Here is a 15,243-nt window from a genome sequence, read left to right on the forward strand (position 1 = left end):
GCGGTCCGCTTTTCCGGGGGTGACGCCTCATGGGCGACTGTTAGTCCCTGTTCGAAAGGTTCGAGCGGGCTCGCCGTCCGCTCTAGCGTGTGCCGCGGCTGTTCTCCGGCACTCGCACGAAGGTGATCGTCATGGTGGCGTCGCGTTTCTCGATCTTGGGGTCTCTGTCGGTCACGACCGAGGAGGGCATCCGGACGTCCGTGCCGGGTCAGAAGAACCGGGTCCTGCTCGCCACGCTGCTCCTGCACGCCGACCAGTGCGTCTCCGTGGACCAGTTGGCCAGGCGCCTCTGGGGTGACAGACTCCCGCGTGACCCGCGCCGCGTGGTGCAGACGTACGTCGTCCGCCTGCGTCGATGGCTCGGCGACGGCGGCCTGATCCGGACGCGGGACGGCGGCTACGTCATGGAGCTCGATCATGAGCGGCTGGACCTGCTCGAGTTCCGGCGGCTGCTGCGTCTCGCGGCTCGGGCCGGCCGCCCGGAGGACGAGGTGGCGCTCCTGCGCCGGGCGGTGGGCCTCTGGCGCGGCCCGGCGTGCGAGAACGTGGAGTCGGACGTGCTGCACCACCTGGATGTGCCCATCCTCACCGAGCAGTATCAGCACGCCGTCGAGCGGCGCGTCGACCTGGAACTCCGGGCAGGTCCGCCAGGTGAGCTGATCGCGGAGCTGCGGGCTCTCACCCGGGAGCATCCGCTGCGTGAGCGCCACTGGGCCCAGCTGATGACGGCGCTGCGCGGGTGCGGGCGCAGGGCGGAAGCGCTGGACGTCTACAGCTCGGTGTTCCGTACGTTACGTGACGAGCTGGGGATCGAGCCGGGCCGCGAACTGCGCGAGCTGCACGAGGCGATCCTGTCCGGCGACGACGTCGCCTTCCCGGGGGTGACGCCGCCACGGGAGCTCCCCCCTGACGTCAGGCACTTCGTGGGCCGCGCCAAGGAGCTCCGGCTCCTGGACGACGCCCTGGCCGAGGAGGGTTCCGCGGCCAGGACCGCCGTCGTCGTCGGTCGTGGCGGCGTCGGCAAGACGGCCATGGCGATACGGTGGTGCGCCTCCGTGGCCGGGGACTTCCCGGACGGGCAGCTGTACCTCGATCTGCGAGGCTTCGACGCGCGGCCGGCGCTCGAACCCGCCGACGCGCTGCGCGCCCTGCTGCGCGGCCTCGGCGTCGCCCCCGGCGACATACCGGCCGACGAGACGGCGGCGTCCGCCCTCTTCCGGACGCGCACCACCGGCCGCCGCCTGCTCGTCCTGCTCGACAACGCTCTCGACACCCGGCAGGTGCGGCCTCTCCTGCCGGGCCGCGGGCCGGTGGTCGTCGTCACCAGCCGCAACCAGCTACGAGGGCTCGTCGCGAGCGGCGCCGCGACACGGGTCGTCCTGCGCCCCCTGTCAGGCGACGAGTCGGCCGCCCTGCTCGCCGGTCTGCTCGCCAAGGACCCGGCCTGGCGGGAGACGGACCAGGCGCGCCGCCTCGCGGCCCTGTCCGACGGCCTGCCCCTGGCCCTGCGCGTCATCGGCGAGAGACTCGCGCGTCAGCCCGAGCTGCCGCTCACGGACCTCGTACGGGACATCGACGCCGATCCGGACGCCGTCGCCTCCGGTGACGACGCGGTGCACGCCATGCTGTCCTCCTCCTACGAGCGGCTCGACACGACGACGAAGCGCGTCCTGCGCCTCACCGGCGGTCTCCATCCGGGCCCGGTGCTCGACCCGCGCCCGGTCGCCGCACTCGTCGGCATGCCGGTCGACCGGGTACGGGCCCACTTCGACCACCTGGTGGCGAACCACCTCGCCGAGCAGACCGGCCCCCACCGCTATGAGCTGCACCGCCTGGTCAGGTCGTACGCGGCCGCGGAAATGCGACGCCAGGACACGGCACCGGACCAAGACGCGGCCCGTGGCGCCCTGCTGTTTCTGCGCGAATACAGACCATCCACGATCGACGCGGAGGCCCCCGTCCGGTTCTAGCCCTCGGGCGGCGCCGGAGCTGGGGGCAACGGGGCGAGTCCGAGGTCGCGTAGCGTGGCGGCGCCGCGTGAGGCGTGGGCGCCGCCGGCGAGCACCAGGGTTCGCGCGGACTGGTAGCGGCAGCCCGCGGCGTCGAAGGCGGCCGCCAGGGCGGGCAGCGCCTCCCGGTCGCCGTCGAGCAGGGCTCCGGCTCGCTCCACGATGGCGCCGGCGACCGGGTTGCCGGCCACGACGGCACGTGCCCCGGCCACCCGGTCGCGGGCGTCGGGGCTTCCGGCCAGTACGGCGGCTTCGGCGCGCAGCGCCACGTACCAGTGGAGCCAGATCCAGGTGACCCACTGCCACACCTCGCCCGGCTCGGGCGCCAGCCGCTCCAGCGCCTCCGCCGCCTGCCCGCGGTGGAGGAGCGGCAGCGCGTCGAAGACCGCCCCGTAGCCGCGGGTGTTCCCCGGCGAGTCGTCGAGCCGGCCCAGCACCGCGCTCCACTCGCGCGAGGCGTCCAGGTCGCCACGCAGGGCGTGCGTCATCGCCACCGCGGCCGCCGGCGGGCCGAGGACCGACCTGGCGGGCCGGCCGGCCCGCTGCCACGCGTCGAGGAACCGTACGCCGCCGGTGAGCACGTCCTCGACGTCGCCCGCCAGCGCGTCGGCCACCAGGAGCCAGCCCGTGGCGCGGTGGCCGACCTCCGCCAGCAACGGATGCTCCGCGAGCCGCCGCGCCCACCGGCGGGCACCCGGCAGGTCGCCGGTGCCGATGCCGGCCTCGGCCGCCTCCCCCAGCGCCTCGATCAGCTCGTGGGTGCCGGCCGGGGTCTCCGGCGCGGACGAGAGCAGCGTGATCCGCCGCCGGGCCGTGCCCGCGGCGGCGAACGTGTCACCGGCCCAGCTCCGGGCGCAGGTGAGCGTGTCGAGCGCGGCGGACTCGGCGAGCGGGTCGCCCGTGCGGCGGGCGAGCTCGACCGCTCGTTCCGCGCGGGCGATCGTCGCCTGGACCGCGTCGTCCAGGCCCTCCTCCGCCCCGACCCCGGTGAGCGCCCGCCCGGCCTCGGCCAGCGCCACGGCGGCCTCGGCGGCCGCGTCGCCGCCGGCCAGCTCCCGTGCCCGGGTGATGAGCGCGTCCGTCTCCTCCGGTGGCAGTTCCCGTACGAACTTGCCGGAGAACCGGCAGGCGTTGGCGGCGGCGATCGCCAGGTCACAGGCGGCGCCGGCGAGGTCGCCCGACCGGCGGGCGGCGTCCGCGGCGGCGCGCTGCAGGCGGTACATGTCGTCGCCGCGCATCCTGCACCCGGCCACGGCGGCGGCCTGCCGGAGCATCGGCGCGGCGGCGGCGTCGCCGGCGAGCGCCGCGGCCTGCTCGTAGCGCTCCTGGGACTCGCCGATCAGGTTACGGGTGAAGGTCAGCTCCGCCAGGGATCGGGCGAGGCGGTACGCCTCCGCGCGCCGTTCCGGCCGGTCGGCCGCCCACGTCAGGGCCGCGCGCAGGTCGTCCGCCACCGCGTCGAACCCGGCCCGCCAGCCCTCCCGCGCCACCGCCAGCCCGTCGGCCCGCTCCAGGCACCAGCGGACGTGGCGGGATCGGGTGACGGCCAGCTCATCGGCCTCGGACAGCCGTTCCATCCCGTACTGGCGGATGGTCTCCAGCGCCCGGTACCCGGTCCCGCCCGGGGCGGCCGTCACCACGAGCAGGCTCTGTTCGGCCAGCCGGGCCAGCCCTTCGGCGACGATGCCCTCTTCGTCCCCGGCCACCTCCGCCGCCGCGGCGGCGGTGAACGGCGCGACGAACACCGACACCCGGCGCAGCAGCGCCCGGTCGGCCGGCTCCAGCAGCGCGTGGCTCCAGTCCAGCGCCCCCCGCACCGAACGATGCCGCTCGTCGGCGCGGGAGCCGCCCGTCAGCATCCGCAGCGGGTGGGACAGGGCGGCGGCGATGCCGTCCAGCCCGAGCGTGGAACACCGGGCGGCGGCCAGCTCGATCGCCAGCGCCATCCCGTCCAGCCGCTCGCAGACGGAGGCGATCTGGTCGCGCAGCGCGGGATCCAGCGGCCGGCCCGCCGCCGCGGCCCGCTCCATGAACAGCGCGACCGCGTCGGACCCTCCGTCGGCGGACAGCGACAGCGGCGGAACCGTGTACACGCGTTCGAACGGCACCATGAGCCGGGCTCTGCTGGTCGCCAGCACCGTCACACGGGGGCACGCCGCCAGCAGCCGCTCGGTGAACAGCGCCACCCCGTCCAGCACGTGCTCGCAGTTGTCCAGCACCAGCAGCGCGTGGCGGTCGGCCAGCGCGGCGGCCACCGACTCGGTCAGGTCGCGGCCGGGCTCCTCGCCGAGGCCGACGGCCCCGGCGACGGCGGTGGCGACCAGGCCGGGATCGGTGACCGGGACCAGGTCGGCGAACCACACGCCGTCGGCGTACTCGCCGGCCGCCCGCGCGGCCACGGCCAGCGACAGCCGGGTCTTGCCGACTCCGCCGGGACCGACCGCGGTCACCTGGCGGTTCGTCTTGATCAGCTCGGCCAGCTCGGCCCGCTCGCTCGCCCGTCCGACGAACGAGGTCAGCGGGGCCGGCAGGACCGGCGCCGGCGACGGGGCGGCGCCGGCCGGTTCTGGCGCGCGCCGGGCGAGCGCCCGGCGGTCCGGCACCTCCAGCTTGCGCAGCAGCGAGGAGACGTGACTCTCCACCGTGCGCACCGAGATGCACAGCCGTGCCGCGATCTCGGCGTTGCTGAGATGGGCCCCGACCAGGTCCAGCACCTCGGCTTCCCGAGCCGAGATATCCACTTCTGTCGCCACTGTCCCAGTTTGGCGCATCCGCTCCGTGCGTGGTCCGTGCCGTCGATCCGTGGCCGGATTCCGTGGTGAGCACGGATGTGGACCGGCCGGGCCGGGCGGCAGGCTTTACCCAGCGACGAACCACGAGGAGCGACCATGACCATCTCCATCAAGACCGTGCTGCACCCGGTGACCGACCTGGCCAAGGCCAAGGCCGTGTACGCGGCCCTGCTCGGCGTCGAGCCGCAGACCGACTCGTCCTACTACGTCGGCTTCGAGGCCGGGGGCCAGCACATCGGGCTGGTGCCCGGCGGCGGGCCGCAGGGCATGACCTCGCCGGTGGCGTACTGGCACGTGCCCGACATCGAGGCGAAGGTGGCCGAGATGACGGCCGCGGGGGCCACCGTGCGGGAGGCCGCGCACGAGGTCGGCGCCGGCCGCCTGGTGGCCACCGTCACCGACCCCGACGGCAACGTCCTCGGACTGATCCAGGACCGATGAGCCCCCTGATCGACCACGACCCCGACTCTCCCAAAGGAACCGCCATGACCTCCTTCGCATCCGTCACCCTGGAAGTCCCCGACCCCGCCGCCGCGGACGCCTTCTACCGGGCCTTCGGCCTCGACCCGTACGTGCACGTCCGCGCCTCCGACGCGCCGGCGACCGGCTTCCGCGGCTTCGCGCTGTCACTCGTGGCGGCCCAGCCGGGCGACGTCGACGCCCTCATCGGCGCCGCGCTCGACGCCGGCGCCACGACGCTGAAGCCGGCCGCGAAGGGGTTCTGGGGCTACGGCGGCGTCGTACGCGCCCCGGACGGGACGATCTGCAAGATCGCGACCTCGAAGAAGAAGGACACCGGCCCCGCCGCCCGGCGCATCGAGCAGGTCGCCCTCCTGCTGGGGGTGGCGGACGTCAAGGCGAGCAAGCGGTTCTACGTCGAGCGCGGCCTGGCCGTGGCCAAGAGCTTCGGCGGCAAGTACGTCGAGTTCGACACCCCGTCGTCGGCCGTCACGCTGGCGCTCTACCCGCGCCGCGCGCTGGCCAAGGACACCGGAGTCGCCCAGGAGGGCGCCGGGTCGCACCGGCTCGTGATCGGCGGCGACGCCGGGCCCTTCACCGACCCGGACGGGTTCGTCTGGGAGCCCGCAGCCGTCTGAGCCGTTCCGCACATCTTCGAAAGATTCGAAAGAGAGGTCCTGTCATGAGCAGCACGTACGAGGGATTCACGGCCGAGGAGCGGGCCGCGATGAAGGAGCACGCCACCGAGCGGAAGAAGGCGGCACGGCGCGGCACGCGCGCGGACAAGGCGGCGGAAGCGGCGCGAGACGTTCTCGCCAAGATCGCCGAGATGCCGGACCAGGACCGGATCATGGCCGAGCGCGTGCACGCCGCCGTCATGGCCGGCGCTCCGGCCCTGGCGCCGAGGCTCTGGTACGGCATGCCCGCCTACGCGCTGGACGGCAAGATCGTCTGCCACTTCCAGCCCTCGGGGAAGTTCAAGACCCGCTACGCGACGCTCGGGTTCAGCGACCGGGCGAACCTGGACGACGGCCCCATGTGGCCGGTCGCGTTCGCCCTGACCGAGGTGACGCCCGAGGTCGAGGCGCGGATCAGCGCACTGGTGAAGCAGGCGGCGAGCTGAGGCCCGGCGCACGGGGACGGTCAGTCTCCGATGTCGGTGGTCACCTTCCCGGGATCGGGCGCCTTGATGGACACCTTGGCGCCCCACCCGGTGAAGCGGCTGTCGATCACGATCGTCTTGCCTTCGTGCTGGTTGGTGTCGAACACGCCCGTGGCCGCGTACGACGACTTCACCCTGCTCACGAGCCCGGCCGAGGTCAGCGTGAGCGTGTAGGAGACCTTCGTGTCGTTGTGCATGCGCAGCGGGATCGACGCGTCGAACCAGCGTGACACCTTCTCCAGCTCCTTGAAGGTGATCTTCCCGGTGAGGCTGCTCCCGCGCAGTCTGCCCTTCTTGACCAGCGCCGCGAGGGTCTTCGGCTCGGCCGGGTTGATGACCTGCCCGTAGAAGCCGCTGCCGCCGCCGAGGATGGCGTTGCCCTTGAGCCAGGTCTTGCCCTCCGGGAAGCGGCCTTCCCACATGCCGCCCGAGGTGTAGCTGACCTTGCCGACGCTGATCGTACGCTCGCGGGGGCGGGTCGGGGAGGTCGCGGTGATGTCGGAGGCCGCCACGCCCTTGGCGTTGAACTGGAAGGTCCCCTTGCGGCTCTGGATCTTCTTCTTGCCGCCGCCGGAGAGCGTGGTCGTCTCGGTGAACCGCACGCCGTGGCCGGCGGTGAGCTTGCTCTTGAGCGCGCGTACGGGGTCCTTGGGGGCGGCCTGAGCGGGCGCGCCCGCCGCCAGCAGGCAGCCGCAGGCCACCAGTGCGGTGATCGTGGTCTTCTTCACGATCGGTGATCTTGCCGCGGGCGGATCACGGCCGAGGATCGGTGGACGATCGGAAGGGCAACGGCCCGCGCCGTCAGGTCTCTCACGGACACCCCTCGCCCCCGCGAACACGTCGAACCGGTCGATCCCCCCTCTCAGTCGGACTGCGGTGAGACATGGGACGCCGTGCGATTGTTCGGGTGGACCTCCCGGATCGGCGGGGTCGCCACCACTCTGTCCCTTGCTCCAGGGCGGACGGATCTTCTCCTGCCGGACGAGAGGAGCGTGGGCGGACGTGCAGGAGAGCCGGTGCGGGGGGTGGTCATGGAGAGTCTCCTTGCCGGAGAAGCCGCGATGCGATGAGATGCCTGCCGGCCGGAGATCGGCCCGCCGCCACGAGGGGCGGTGCCTGAGCCGCTCAATCCGGCCGGCAGGCGGCACGTGGGTGACCTCACGCCAGGGCTGAGGCTCGATCGTCTGCGGCTGTCGCCTACTGTGCGATGACCGATCCGCCCTCGTTCTCCCAGCGAGCGGGGCTGTCGCCGGTCCCCGCGCGGAACGCGGGATCGGGTGGCGGGCCCGCCCGGGTGAGAATGTCGTCGGTGGTCAGGCCGGCGATGTCCCGGGCGGTGAGCTTGAGCGTGGTCTCGGCGGCGTCGGGGGCGGTGTCGGGCGGGATGATCAGCAGGACGATCGGCTCGCCGGCGGCGAGGACAAGAGTGATCACCCGCGGGTCGGTGTGGCGGAACCAGCCGACGCGGACCTGCCGCCCACGGGCGAGGATGCGGCGTGGAATGCCCTGCCAGGCGTCATGGTGCAGGCCTATCCTCAGCGTGGTCCGGCCCAGTCGCTGGTCGGCGGCGGCGATGAGTTCGGGCAGTTCGGCGGCGGCGTCGCGGGAGTGGGGCCACCAGGCTCCGTCCACGACGGCTCGGCGATCCAGCACGGGGTGAAGGCTGAGTCGTAGCGCGGAATCGAAGCGAGGGATCGCGGAGGAGGCGGTGCTGAGGGGTGCGGATTGAGGAGTCAGTGTCGGCATCATGGTCGGCTGACCTGTCCAGGCCCTGGTGAAGGGGCCGGTATTGGTTCGCCGGGGGCGACGCAGACCTGAATGCCGACGCTCGAAATGTCCTCGGTGTCTCCACACTACCTCATGACCTCTTCAGCGGGGCGGGGCAGGCGCAGCGGCCCCTCACACGGCGTGCCCCCATCCACGGCAGCCGAGCCCACAGATGCGGCCACTCGATCGCAGCCGGATCAGTCGACATCGTGACACGCCTTCGGCGTAGAGACCCAGCCAGGACGACAAGCATTGCGATCTTCAGGCGGCCGGGTGGAGCTATTCACTCTGCAAAATTCCCGGATCGAAGCTGGGAAGCGCGCCTGTCTCCCCCCGGTGGGGAAGTCTCCATGCATGGATTCACGCCAGGAACGCCTGCTGCGGTTAGTCCCTCCGACCTTGGCCAGGATGGCCGCGTGGTGCGCGTGTCTGATCGTCATCGGCATCGTGGCCAACTATGTGTTCGGCTTCGTGGCGACGATGCGCCTCATCGCCCTGCCCGTGGCGATCGCGCTGCTCCTGACCGCGCTGCTCTTCCCGCTCACCCGGCAACTGCGGATGTCGGGCCTGCGGTCGATCTACGCCACCTGGATCACCATGATCGTCGCGTTCGCGGTGCTGAGCGGGACGGGCTGGATCATCGGCGTCCGGGCCAACCAGGAGTTCCCCGGGCTGGTGACACAGGTCAGGCAGACGGCGAAGTCGGTGGAGGAGTGGCTCTACACCGGCCCTCTGGGACTGGAGCCCATCCAGCTCAGCGGCTTGGTGGACGAGATCGCCAAGCTGATCAGCGAGCGGCAGCAGCAGATCACCACGACGGTTCTCGCCGGCACCGTGGTGGTGGTGGAAGTGCTGGCCTCGATCGTGCTCCTGCTGTTCGTGACGTTCTTCCTGCTCAAGGACGGTGACCAGATCTGGTCCTGGTTCCTCAAGGGGTTCGGCCGGATGGCGCCGCGGGTCGACCGCGCCGGGCGGACCGCCTGGGCCACGCTGTCCCACTACGTGCAGGGCACGGTGGCCGTGGCCGCGGTGCACGGCGTGCTCATGGGCCTGGTGCTGGCCATCATGGGCGTCCCGCTCTGGGCGGCGCTCGCCGTGCTGATCTTCCTGGCCAGCTTCATCCCGATCGTCGGCATCCTCTTCGCCGGCGCGGTCGCGACGCTGGTCACGCTCGGCGCCAAAGGCCCGATCTACGCGCTGATCTTCATCGGCATCCTGATCGTCGAGCAGCAACTGGAGAACCACGTGCTCCAGCCGCTGATCGTCGGCCGGGTGCTGCACTTCCACCCGCTGGCGATCATCATCGTGCTGGCCGTCGGCGGCATCCTGGCCGGGATCGCGGGCGCGGTCGTGGCCGTGCCGATCACGGCCATCCTCTACAGGGCCGTGCCCGAGCTCTTCAAGGAAGATCCGATCCCCCTCCCGCCGTCTCCGAAACCACCGACCCAACCCGTGCCTCCCGGGAAGGACTGAGGGCGATCGTCCGCTCGGCCGGTGTTCTCACCTGGAGATGAGCAGGGCGCGGATTGCTGCTTTCCGCCTGGCCGGGGCTGTTGGACGATCACATCACCACACCTGACCGTTCTCTCAGCCAGGTTTCCCGTACCCCCGCCGGCAGGAGCCAGCATGAACACCGCAGACCCGGCCGGCGAGCTCTCACCCAGCACGGCTGTCGGCCGACTTTTACGGATCACGCCGCTCGCCGATCACGTGGGCCTGCGGATCGAGGGCGAACTCGACCGCGCCACGCTGCCCGCCCTGTCCTCCGCGCTGGACTCGATGGCGAGCCGCGGCAGCTTCTCGGTCGATCTCAGTGGCCTGGTGTTCTGCGACGTCGGCGGGTTACGCGCCCTGGTCACCGCCGCGGCCGGTCTCCGGAGCGGCCACACCCTGACCTTGCGGTCGCCCTCCCCGCAGGTACGACGCCTGCTCGAGCTCACCGGCCGGCCCCGGACGACCGGCTTTCGCCTGCAGGTGCCGTCGCGCCGCTGCCCGGCCCGCCCGCGCCGGGCACGGGCCCGATAGACGCCTCGCCGATGTGCCGGTGACCACCTTCTGGTGATCACGGTACGAGATGAGCTCTTCTCTCTTTCACGATTGTCCGGAAGGGAGGACCGGACTTGAATGTGAACCCGAAGGAGTGATGGCGTCCATGTCAGACGATCGTGTTCCGGTGCGGCGGACCCCAGCCACCGTCTCGTGAGAGTGGCGCTGCTGGGACCGGTCGCCTGGCGTACGCCTCCGCGTCATTACGGCCCGTGGGAGCAGGTCACGAGCCTGCTCGCCGAGGGCCTCGCCGCCGCCGGTGTCGACGTGACGCTCTTCGCCACGCTGGACTCCGTCACTTCTGGATCCCTGGACGGGGTCTGCCCGCGCGGGTACGCCGACGATCGATCGCTCGACGGGCGGGTGTGGGAGGCGATGCATGTCGCGCACGCGTTGAGCCGTTCGCATGAGTTCGATCTCGTCCACAACCATCTCGACTGGCTGCCGCTGGCCTTCGCCGATCATTGCCGGGCTCCGTTGCTCACCACGGTTCACGGATTCTCCGGAAAGGGGATACTCCCGGCCTACGCCCATGCCCGGTCCACCTACGTGTCCATCTCGGACGCGGACCGTGCCCCCGAACTGGACTACGTCGCCACGGTGCACCACGGCATCGATTTCGACGCGTTTCCCTTCGATCCGGTGGGCGGCCGGCGGCTGATCGCGTTCGGCCGCATCCATCCCGACAAGGGGACGCACACCGCCATCGAAATCGCCCGGCGGGCCGGCATGCCGCTGACCATCTGCGGGATCGTCCAGGACGAGCAGTACTTCGAGAAGCGGGTCGCTCCGGAGGTCGACGGAAGGCAGGTCAGGTTCCTCGGATCGGTGGGACCCGCGCAGCGTGGCGAGATCCTCGGCGGCGCCGCCGCCCTGCTGCATCCCATCGCGTTCGACGAGCCCTTCGGCCTGTCGGTGGTCGAGTCGATGGCCTGCGGCACGCCCGTCGTCGCCTACCGGCGCGGATCGATGACCGAAGTCGTGGACCAGGGGGTGACGGGTTTCCTGGTGGACTCCCTCGACGAGGCGGTCACCGCCCTGACCCGCGTCACCACGGTCGATCGCGCGGGCTGCCGCGCGCGGGCCGAACTCAGGTTCAGCGCCGATCGGATGGTGGCGGGCTACTTGGGTGTCTACCGCGAGATGCTGGGGGAAGGTTGAGCGAAGAACATTGTCAGGTGTACGAAGACCAGGCCATCGGCTGAGGGTCTCGGCAGCCGGGCCCCCGTATGTGGGCGGGCCCCCGGTGAAGGCTCCAAGGTTCCACCACACAGGCAGACGGGGGTAGCCGTCTTCACCGATCGAGCCGCATCGGCGTCCGCTCTGGTGCGGGCCGAGTGACCGAAAGGCATGGCAGTTGGCCTTCACATACGGCTTTCTCAGCACCCATCCGCCCACCCAGTGCGGGCTGGCGACCTTCAACTCCGCCCTGGCCGCCCATCTCACCAGCGGCGGTGAGCTGCTCGGCGGCATCGTCCGTGTCACCGCGGCAGGCGACGACGAACGACCGCAGCCCGGGGTCGTGCACACCTGGACCCCGGGCGGACCCGGCGGCTGGAAGGCGGCGGCCACCGCTCTGGAGAGATTCGACGTGGCCATCGTCCAACACGAGTACGGCATCTACCCCGGTCCGGACGGCCAGGACGTCCTGCCGCTGCTCCGTCGCCTCACCGTGCCGAGCATCGTGGTCCTGCACACCGTCCTGACCAGACCCACTCCGCGGCAGAAGGCCCTGCTCGAGGAGATCGGAGCCGCCGCCGGCGCGATCGTGACCATGACCGGCACCGCGCGTGACCGGTTGGCCGCCGGCTACCGGGTCGACACCGGCAAGGTGTTCGTCATCCCGCACGGAGCCGCCGACCACATGCGGGTCCCGGCCCAGTTCCGACCCCGTCCGCACCTGCTCACCTGGGGACTGCTCGGGCCGGGCAAAGGCATCGAGTGGGCGTTGCGCGCGCTCGCGCTTCTGAGGGGCCTCGACCCGTCGCCGATCTACACTATCGCCGGGAAGACCCACCCCAAAGTGCTGGAGCAGCAGGGCGAGGCCTATCGTGACGAGCTCCATGAGCTCGCCGCCCGGCTCGGGGTGTCTTCGGACGTCCGACATGATGCTCTCTATCGAGATCAGGACTCGCTGAGCCGGCTGGTCCGCTCAGCGGACGTGGTCGTCCTGCCCTACGACTCCGCGGAGCAGGTCACCTCCGGTGTCCTCATCGAGGCCGTGGCCGCGGGCGTGCCGGTCGTCGCCACCTCTTTCCCGCATGCCGTGGAACTGCTCACCGGCGGCCCAGGACTCCTCGTCCCACACGGTGACCCCACCGGGCTCGCCTCCGCCATACGCAGGGTCCTCATCCAGCCGGGGCTGGCCGACAGTCTCACCAGGCGTACCCGCGCCCTGATCCCGACCCTGCTGTGGCCCGCGGTCGCGGCCCGGTACGACGACCTCGTCCGCTCGCTCGTCGCCGAGCGGCCGGCCACAGCGGTCGCGGTGCTGCCGTGAGCACCGCCACCCCCGGCTTCAGGCACCTGATCCGGCTCAGCGACGACACCGGTCTGTTCGAGCATGCCCGGCACGCCCTCGTCCGCCGCCAACATGGCTACTGCACCGACGACGTCGCCCGCGGGCTGGTCGTCGCCACCCGCGAACCGCGCCCCGCCCACCGGCTGACCCGGCTGGCGGAGAGCTACCTGGCCTTCCTCACGCACGCTCAGGACCGTTCCGGGGCGTTCCACAACCGGCTCTCCTTCGACCGGCGCTGGGACGACCAGCCGGGCGTCGGCGACTGGTGGGGACGGGCGATGTGGGGTCTGGGCACCGCGGCGGCCCGCAGCCCTGTCCCGTGGATCCGGGACGAAGCGCTGCTCGCCTTCACTGCCGGCGCCGAACAGCGCTCCCCGCATCCGCGCGCGATGGCCTTCGCCGGGCTCGGCGCTGCCGAGGTCCTGCGGGCCGACTCGGACAGCAGCGTGGCCGCCGGCCTGCTGATGGACGCCGCGGAGGCGATCGGCGCTCCCTCGGAGAACCCCTCCTGGCCGTGGCCGCAGCCGCGCCTGACCTACGCCAACGCCGCTCTCGCCGAGGTGCTCATCGCCGTCGGCGAGCTGAGCGACGACCGGCTACGGCTCGCCACCGGCCTGCGCATGCTCACCTGGCTGTGGGATGTCCAGACGAGGCACGGCCGGCTCGCGGTCGTGCCCGCCGCCGGCTGGCGCCTGGACGCGCCGCGACCCCGCTTCGACCAGCAGCCGATCGAGGTGGCGGCACTCGCCGACGCCTGTGCCACCGCTGCCCGCGTGAGCGGCGACCAGGCGTGGCAGGAGAGGGTACGGCGGTCGGTGGCGTGGTTCCAGGGCGCCAACGACGCCGATGCTCTCATGTGGGATCCGGCGACCGGCGGAGGCTACGACGGCCTGACCGAGCACGGCCCGAACCTCAACCAGGGCGCGGAGTCGACCATCGCGCTGATCTCCACCATGCAGCATGCCAGGCGGCTCCCATGACCAGCGGAGACCTCGCCACACGGCTCGGCCCGACGCTCACTCCCGACCCGCGAAGAGTGATCATCAAATTCTTCGTGCCCGGCGAGGACGCCGCGCTCACCCGTACCCGGGCCGCAGCCCTGATCGACCGCGTCATGCTTCTTGACGACGACGAGACGACCGAGATGCTTCAGATGACACTGCGGCGATTCGGCGGTCGGCACCACGACCTCGAAGCGACGTTCGCCCATCACCACGACCTGGTCCGCCATCGCGTCCCGCGCGACGTCGACCTGTCCCCGCGGGCCCGCCTCCTCGTGGGCGCCTACTTCAGCCACGAGTACGCCGTGGAGGCCGCGGCGGTGTGCAATCCCTCGATGGTCCCCCATCCCGACCAGTCCGGTCTGCGCCCTGGACAGCTCCGCGTGGTGATCAGTCTGCGGCAGATCGGCGAAGGCCACCTGTCCTCCATCGGCTTCACCACGGCGCTGCTCGGCCCCGGCTCGGACCTGATCGTCTCCGATCGCTCCGGGACCCTGTCCATCGGGCGCCGGCACCGGACCCACCATCGGCGGGACCTGCTCGCCGCGGGGCTCTCCGACGAAGCCTGGGACAACGAGGTGACCGCCACCATGCTGGCGTCCCTGCCGGAACGCTTCGACGACGACGATTTCGAGCAGGTGCTCGGCCAGTTGCCGGTCGACCTGCTCACTCGTACCACCACCCAGCGGACCGTGGAGGAGATGCGCCGCGCGACGCGCCCCGACTCCGCCGTGGCTTTCCCCGCCGATCTCCCCCTCCACCGGCGGGTGCTCTGGCCGGGGACCGCGGCCGAGAGCAACGGCATGGAGGACGCCAGGTTCGTCCAGGTCGTCGGCGATGACGGCCGGCCGTCGTATCGCGCGACCTACACCGCGTACGACGGGCGGCACATCCGTTCCCACCTGATCGAAAGCGATGATCTGCGGCATTTCACATTCACCCCCATGCGCGGCCCCGCCGCCGTCAACAAGGGCATGGCGTTGTTCCCGCGATCGGTCGGGGAGCGCAGCCTGGCGCTGTGCCGTTCGGACGGCGAGACCATCGGTCTCACGACCCTCGACGGGCACAACAGATGGCAACGGCCGGTACCTCTGTACGTCCCCCGCCGCGGCTGGGAACTGATCCAGGTGGGCAACTGCGGATCCCCCATCGAGACCGGGTTCGGCTGGCTCGTTCTGATGCATGGCGTCGGCCCCATGCGCGACTACGCCATGGGCGCCTTCCTGCTCGACTCCGACGAGCCGCATCGGGTCATCGCCGAGCTCCCCGGCGCGCTTCTCGCCTCCGGCGACGGCGAACGTGACGGCTACGTGCCCAACGTCGTATATTCCTGCGGCGGCCTGCTGCATGACGACGCCGTGTGGCTGGCCTACGGAGCGAGCGACACGCGCATCGGATTCGCTCGCGTGCCGGTCGCCTCTCTCATCGGGGCGATGCGTCCACCGCGCTGACGCGTTCGGCCGGTGGCTGAATAGGGGGCGATCGA

Annotated in this window: 13 protein-coding genes; 10 read left to right on the forward strand and 3 right to left on the reverse strand. The window is 71.6% G+C overall.

Features of this window, described 5'->3' with window-relative positions:
* Positions 1 to 131 precede the first annotated feature (131 nt).
* Positions 132 to 1,970, forward strand: coding sequence for a BTAD domain-containing putative transcriptional regulator (locus ACIBF7_RS38750; protein ID WP_397199341.1), 1,839 nt, complete (start codon positions 132 to 134; stop codon positions 1,968 to 1,970).
* Here ACIBF7_RS38750 and ACIBF7_RS38755 read toward each other — a convergent pair.
* Entirely contained in the window at positions 1,967 to 4,762 is a 2,796-nt protein-coding gene (locus ACIBF7_RS38755) for an ATP-binding protein (RefSeq protein WP_397199342.1), read from the reverse strand. The two genes, ACIBF7_RS38750 and ACIBF7_RS38755, sit on opposite strands and share 4 nt — an antisense overlap.
* 135 nt (positions 4,763 to 4,897) lie before the next feature.
* Here ACIBF7_RS38755 and ACIBF7_RS38760 point away from each other — a divergent pair, with 135 nt between their 5' ends.
* From ACIBF7_RS38760 to ACIBF7_RS38770, 3 genes are read left to right on the forward strand one after another with little or no spacing between them, the layout of a single operon-like run.
* A complete protein-coding gene (locus ACIBF7_RS38760; RefSeq protein ID WP_148031031.1) occupies positions 4,898 to 5,242 on the forward strand; it encodes a VOC family protein in 345 nt (114 codons plus the stop codon).
* Positions 5,243 to 5,286: 44 nt separating this feature from the next.
* Positions 5,287 to 5,898 carry a glyoxalase gene (locus tag ACIBF7_RS38765; protein WP_219552005.1) on the forward strand — a complete coding sequence of 204 codons (612 nt, stop codon included), beginning with the start codon at positions 5,287 to 5,289 and terminating at the stop codon, positions 5,896 to 5,898.
* 44 nt (positions 5,899 to 5,942) lie between these two features.
* The gene (locus tag ACIBF7_RS38770) at positions 5,943 to 6,383 is read left to right on the forward strand and encodes a DUF1801 domain-containing protein (RefSeq protein ID WP_364236742.1); all 441 of its coding nucleotides are present in this window, start codon (positions 5,943 to 5,945) and stop codon (positions 6,381 to 6,383) included.
* Between the two features lie 20 nt (positions 6,384 to 6,403).
* Here ACIBF7_RS38770 and ACIBF7_RS38775 read toward each other — a convergent pair whose 3' ends face one another.
* Complete coding sequence (locus ACIBF7_RS38775) at positions 6,404 to 7,150, reverse strand: hypothetical protein (RefSeq protein WP_271278005.1); 747 nt, start codon at positions 7,148 to 7,150, stop codon at positions 6,404 to 6,406.
* A gap of 469 nt (positions 7,151 to 7,619) precedes the next feature.
* On the reverse strand, positions 7,620 to 8,171 hold the full coding sequence (locus ACIBF7_RS38780) for a DUF5994 family protein (RefSeq protein WP_345482667.1): 552 nt from the start codon (positions 8,169 to 8,171) through the stop codon (positions 7,620 to 7,622).
* A gap of 372 nt (positions 8,172 to 8,543) precedes the next feature.
* Here ACIBF7_RS38780 and ACIBF7_RS38785 point away from each other — a divergent pair, with 372 nt between their 5' ends.
* From ACIBF7_RS38785 to ACIBF7_RS38810, 6 genes are all read left to right on the forward strand, one after another.
* Complete coding sequence (locus ACIBF7_RS38785) at positions 8,544 to 9,662, forward strand: AI-2E family transporter (protein WP_271278004.1); 1,119 nt, start codon at positions 8,544 to 8,546, stop codon at positions 9,660 to 9,662.
* Between the two features lie 153 nt (positions 9,663 to 9,815).
* Positions 9,816 to 10,214 carry an STAS domain-containing protein gene (locus ACIBF7_RS38790; protein WP_271278003.1) on the forward strand — a complete coding sequence of 133 codons (399 nt, stop codon included), beginning with the start codon at positions 9,816 to 9,818 and terminating at the stop codon, positions 10,212 to 10,214.
* Positions 10,215 to 10,394: 180 nt separating this feature from the next.
* Positions 10,395 to 11,396, forward strand: coding sequence for a glycosyltransferase family 4 protein (locus tag ACIBF7_RS38795; protein ID WP_364236737.1), 1,002 nt, complete (start codon positions 10,395 to 10,397; stop codon positions 11,394 to 11,396).
* Positions 11,397 to 11,592: 196 nt separating this feature from the next.
* Positions 11,593 to 12,735, forward strand: a complete 1,143-nt coding sequence (locus ACIBF7_RS38800) for a glycosyltransferase (protein WP_397199343.1) — start codon at positions 11,593 to 11,595, stop codon at positions 12,733 to 12,735.
* Entirely contained in the window at positions 12,732 to 13,736 is a 1,005-nt protein-coding gene (locus ACIBF7_RS38805) for a glycosyltransferase (RefSeq protein WP_271278000.1), read from the forward strand. Before ACIBF7_RS38800 ends, ACIBF7_RS38805 begins: the two co-directional genes overlap by 4 nt.
* The gene (locus ACIBF7_RS38810) at positions 13,733 to 15,208 is read left to right on the forward strand and encodes a glycosylase (RefSeq protein ID WP_397199344.1); all 1,476 of its coding nucleotides are present in this window, start codon (positions 13,733 to 13,735) and stop codon (positions 15,206 to 15,208) included. Before ACIBF7_RS38805 ends, ACIBF7_RS38810 begins: the two co-directional genes overlap by 4 nt.
* Positions 15,209 to 15,243: the final 35 nt, after the last annotated feature.

Source organism: Nonomuraea sp. NPDC050478 (genome assembly GCF_044458265.1).
In the GTDB taxonomy this organism is placed as follows: domain Bacteria; phylum Actinomycetota; class Actinomycetes; order Streptosporangiales; family Streptosporangiaceae; genus Nonomuraea; species Nonomuraea ferruginea.

Bases quoted from the DNA above. Each gene is read 5' to 3' on its own strand.
- ACIBF7_RS38750 (WP_397199341.1), top strand. From the start codon at position 132: ATGGTGGCGTCGCGTTTCTCGATCTTGGGGTCTCTGTCGGTCACGACC.
- ACIBF7_RS38760 (WP_148031031.1), top strand. From the start codon at position 4,898: ATGACCATCTCCATCAAGACCGTGCTGCACCCGGTGACCGACCTGGCC.
- ACIBF7_RS38765 (WP_219552005.1), top strand. From the start codon at position 5,287: ATGACCTCCTTCGCATCCGTCACCCTGGAAGTCCCCGACCCCGCCGCC.
- ACIBF7_RS38770 (WP_364236742.1), top strand. From the start codon at position 5,943: ATGAGCAGCACGTACGAGGGATTCACGGCCGAGGAGCGGGCCGCGATG.
- ACIBF7_RS38780 (WP_345482667.1), bottom strand. From the start codon at position 8,171: ATGATGCCGACACTGACTCCTCAATCCGCACCCCTCAGCACCGCCTCC.
- ACIBF7_RS38785 (WP_271278004.1), top strand. From the start codon at position 8,544: ATGGATTCACGCCAGGAACGCCTGCTGCGGTTAGTCCCTCCGACCTTG.
- ACIBF7_RS38790 (WP_271278003.1), top strand. From the start codon at position 9,816: ATGAACACCGCAGACCCGGCCGGCGAGCTCTCACCCAGCACGGCTGTC.
- ACIBF7_RS38810 (WP_397199344.1), top strand. From the start codon at position 13,733: ATGACCAGCGGAGACCTCGCCACACGGCTCGGCCCGACGCTCACTCCC.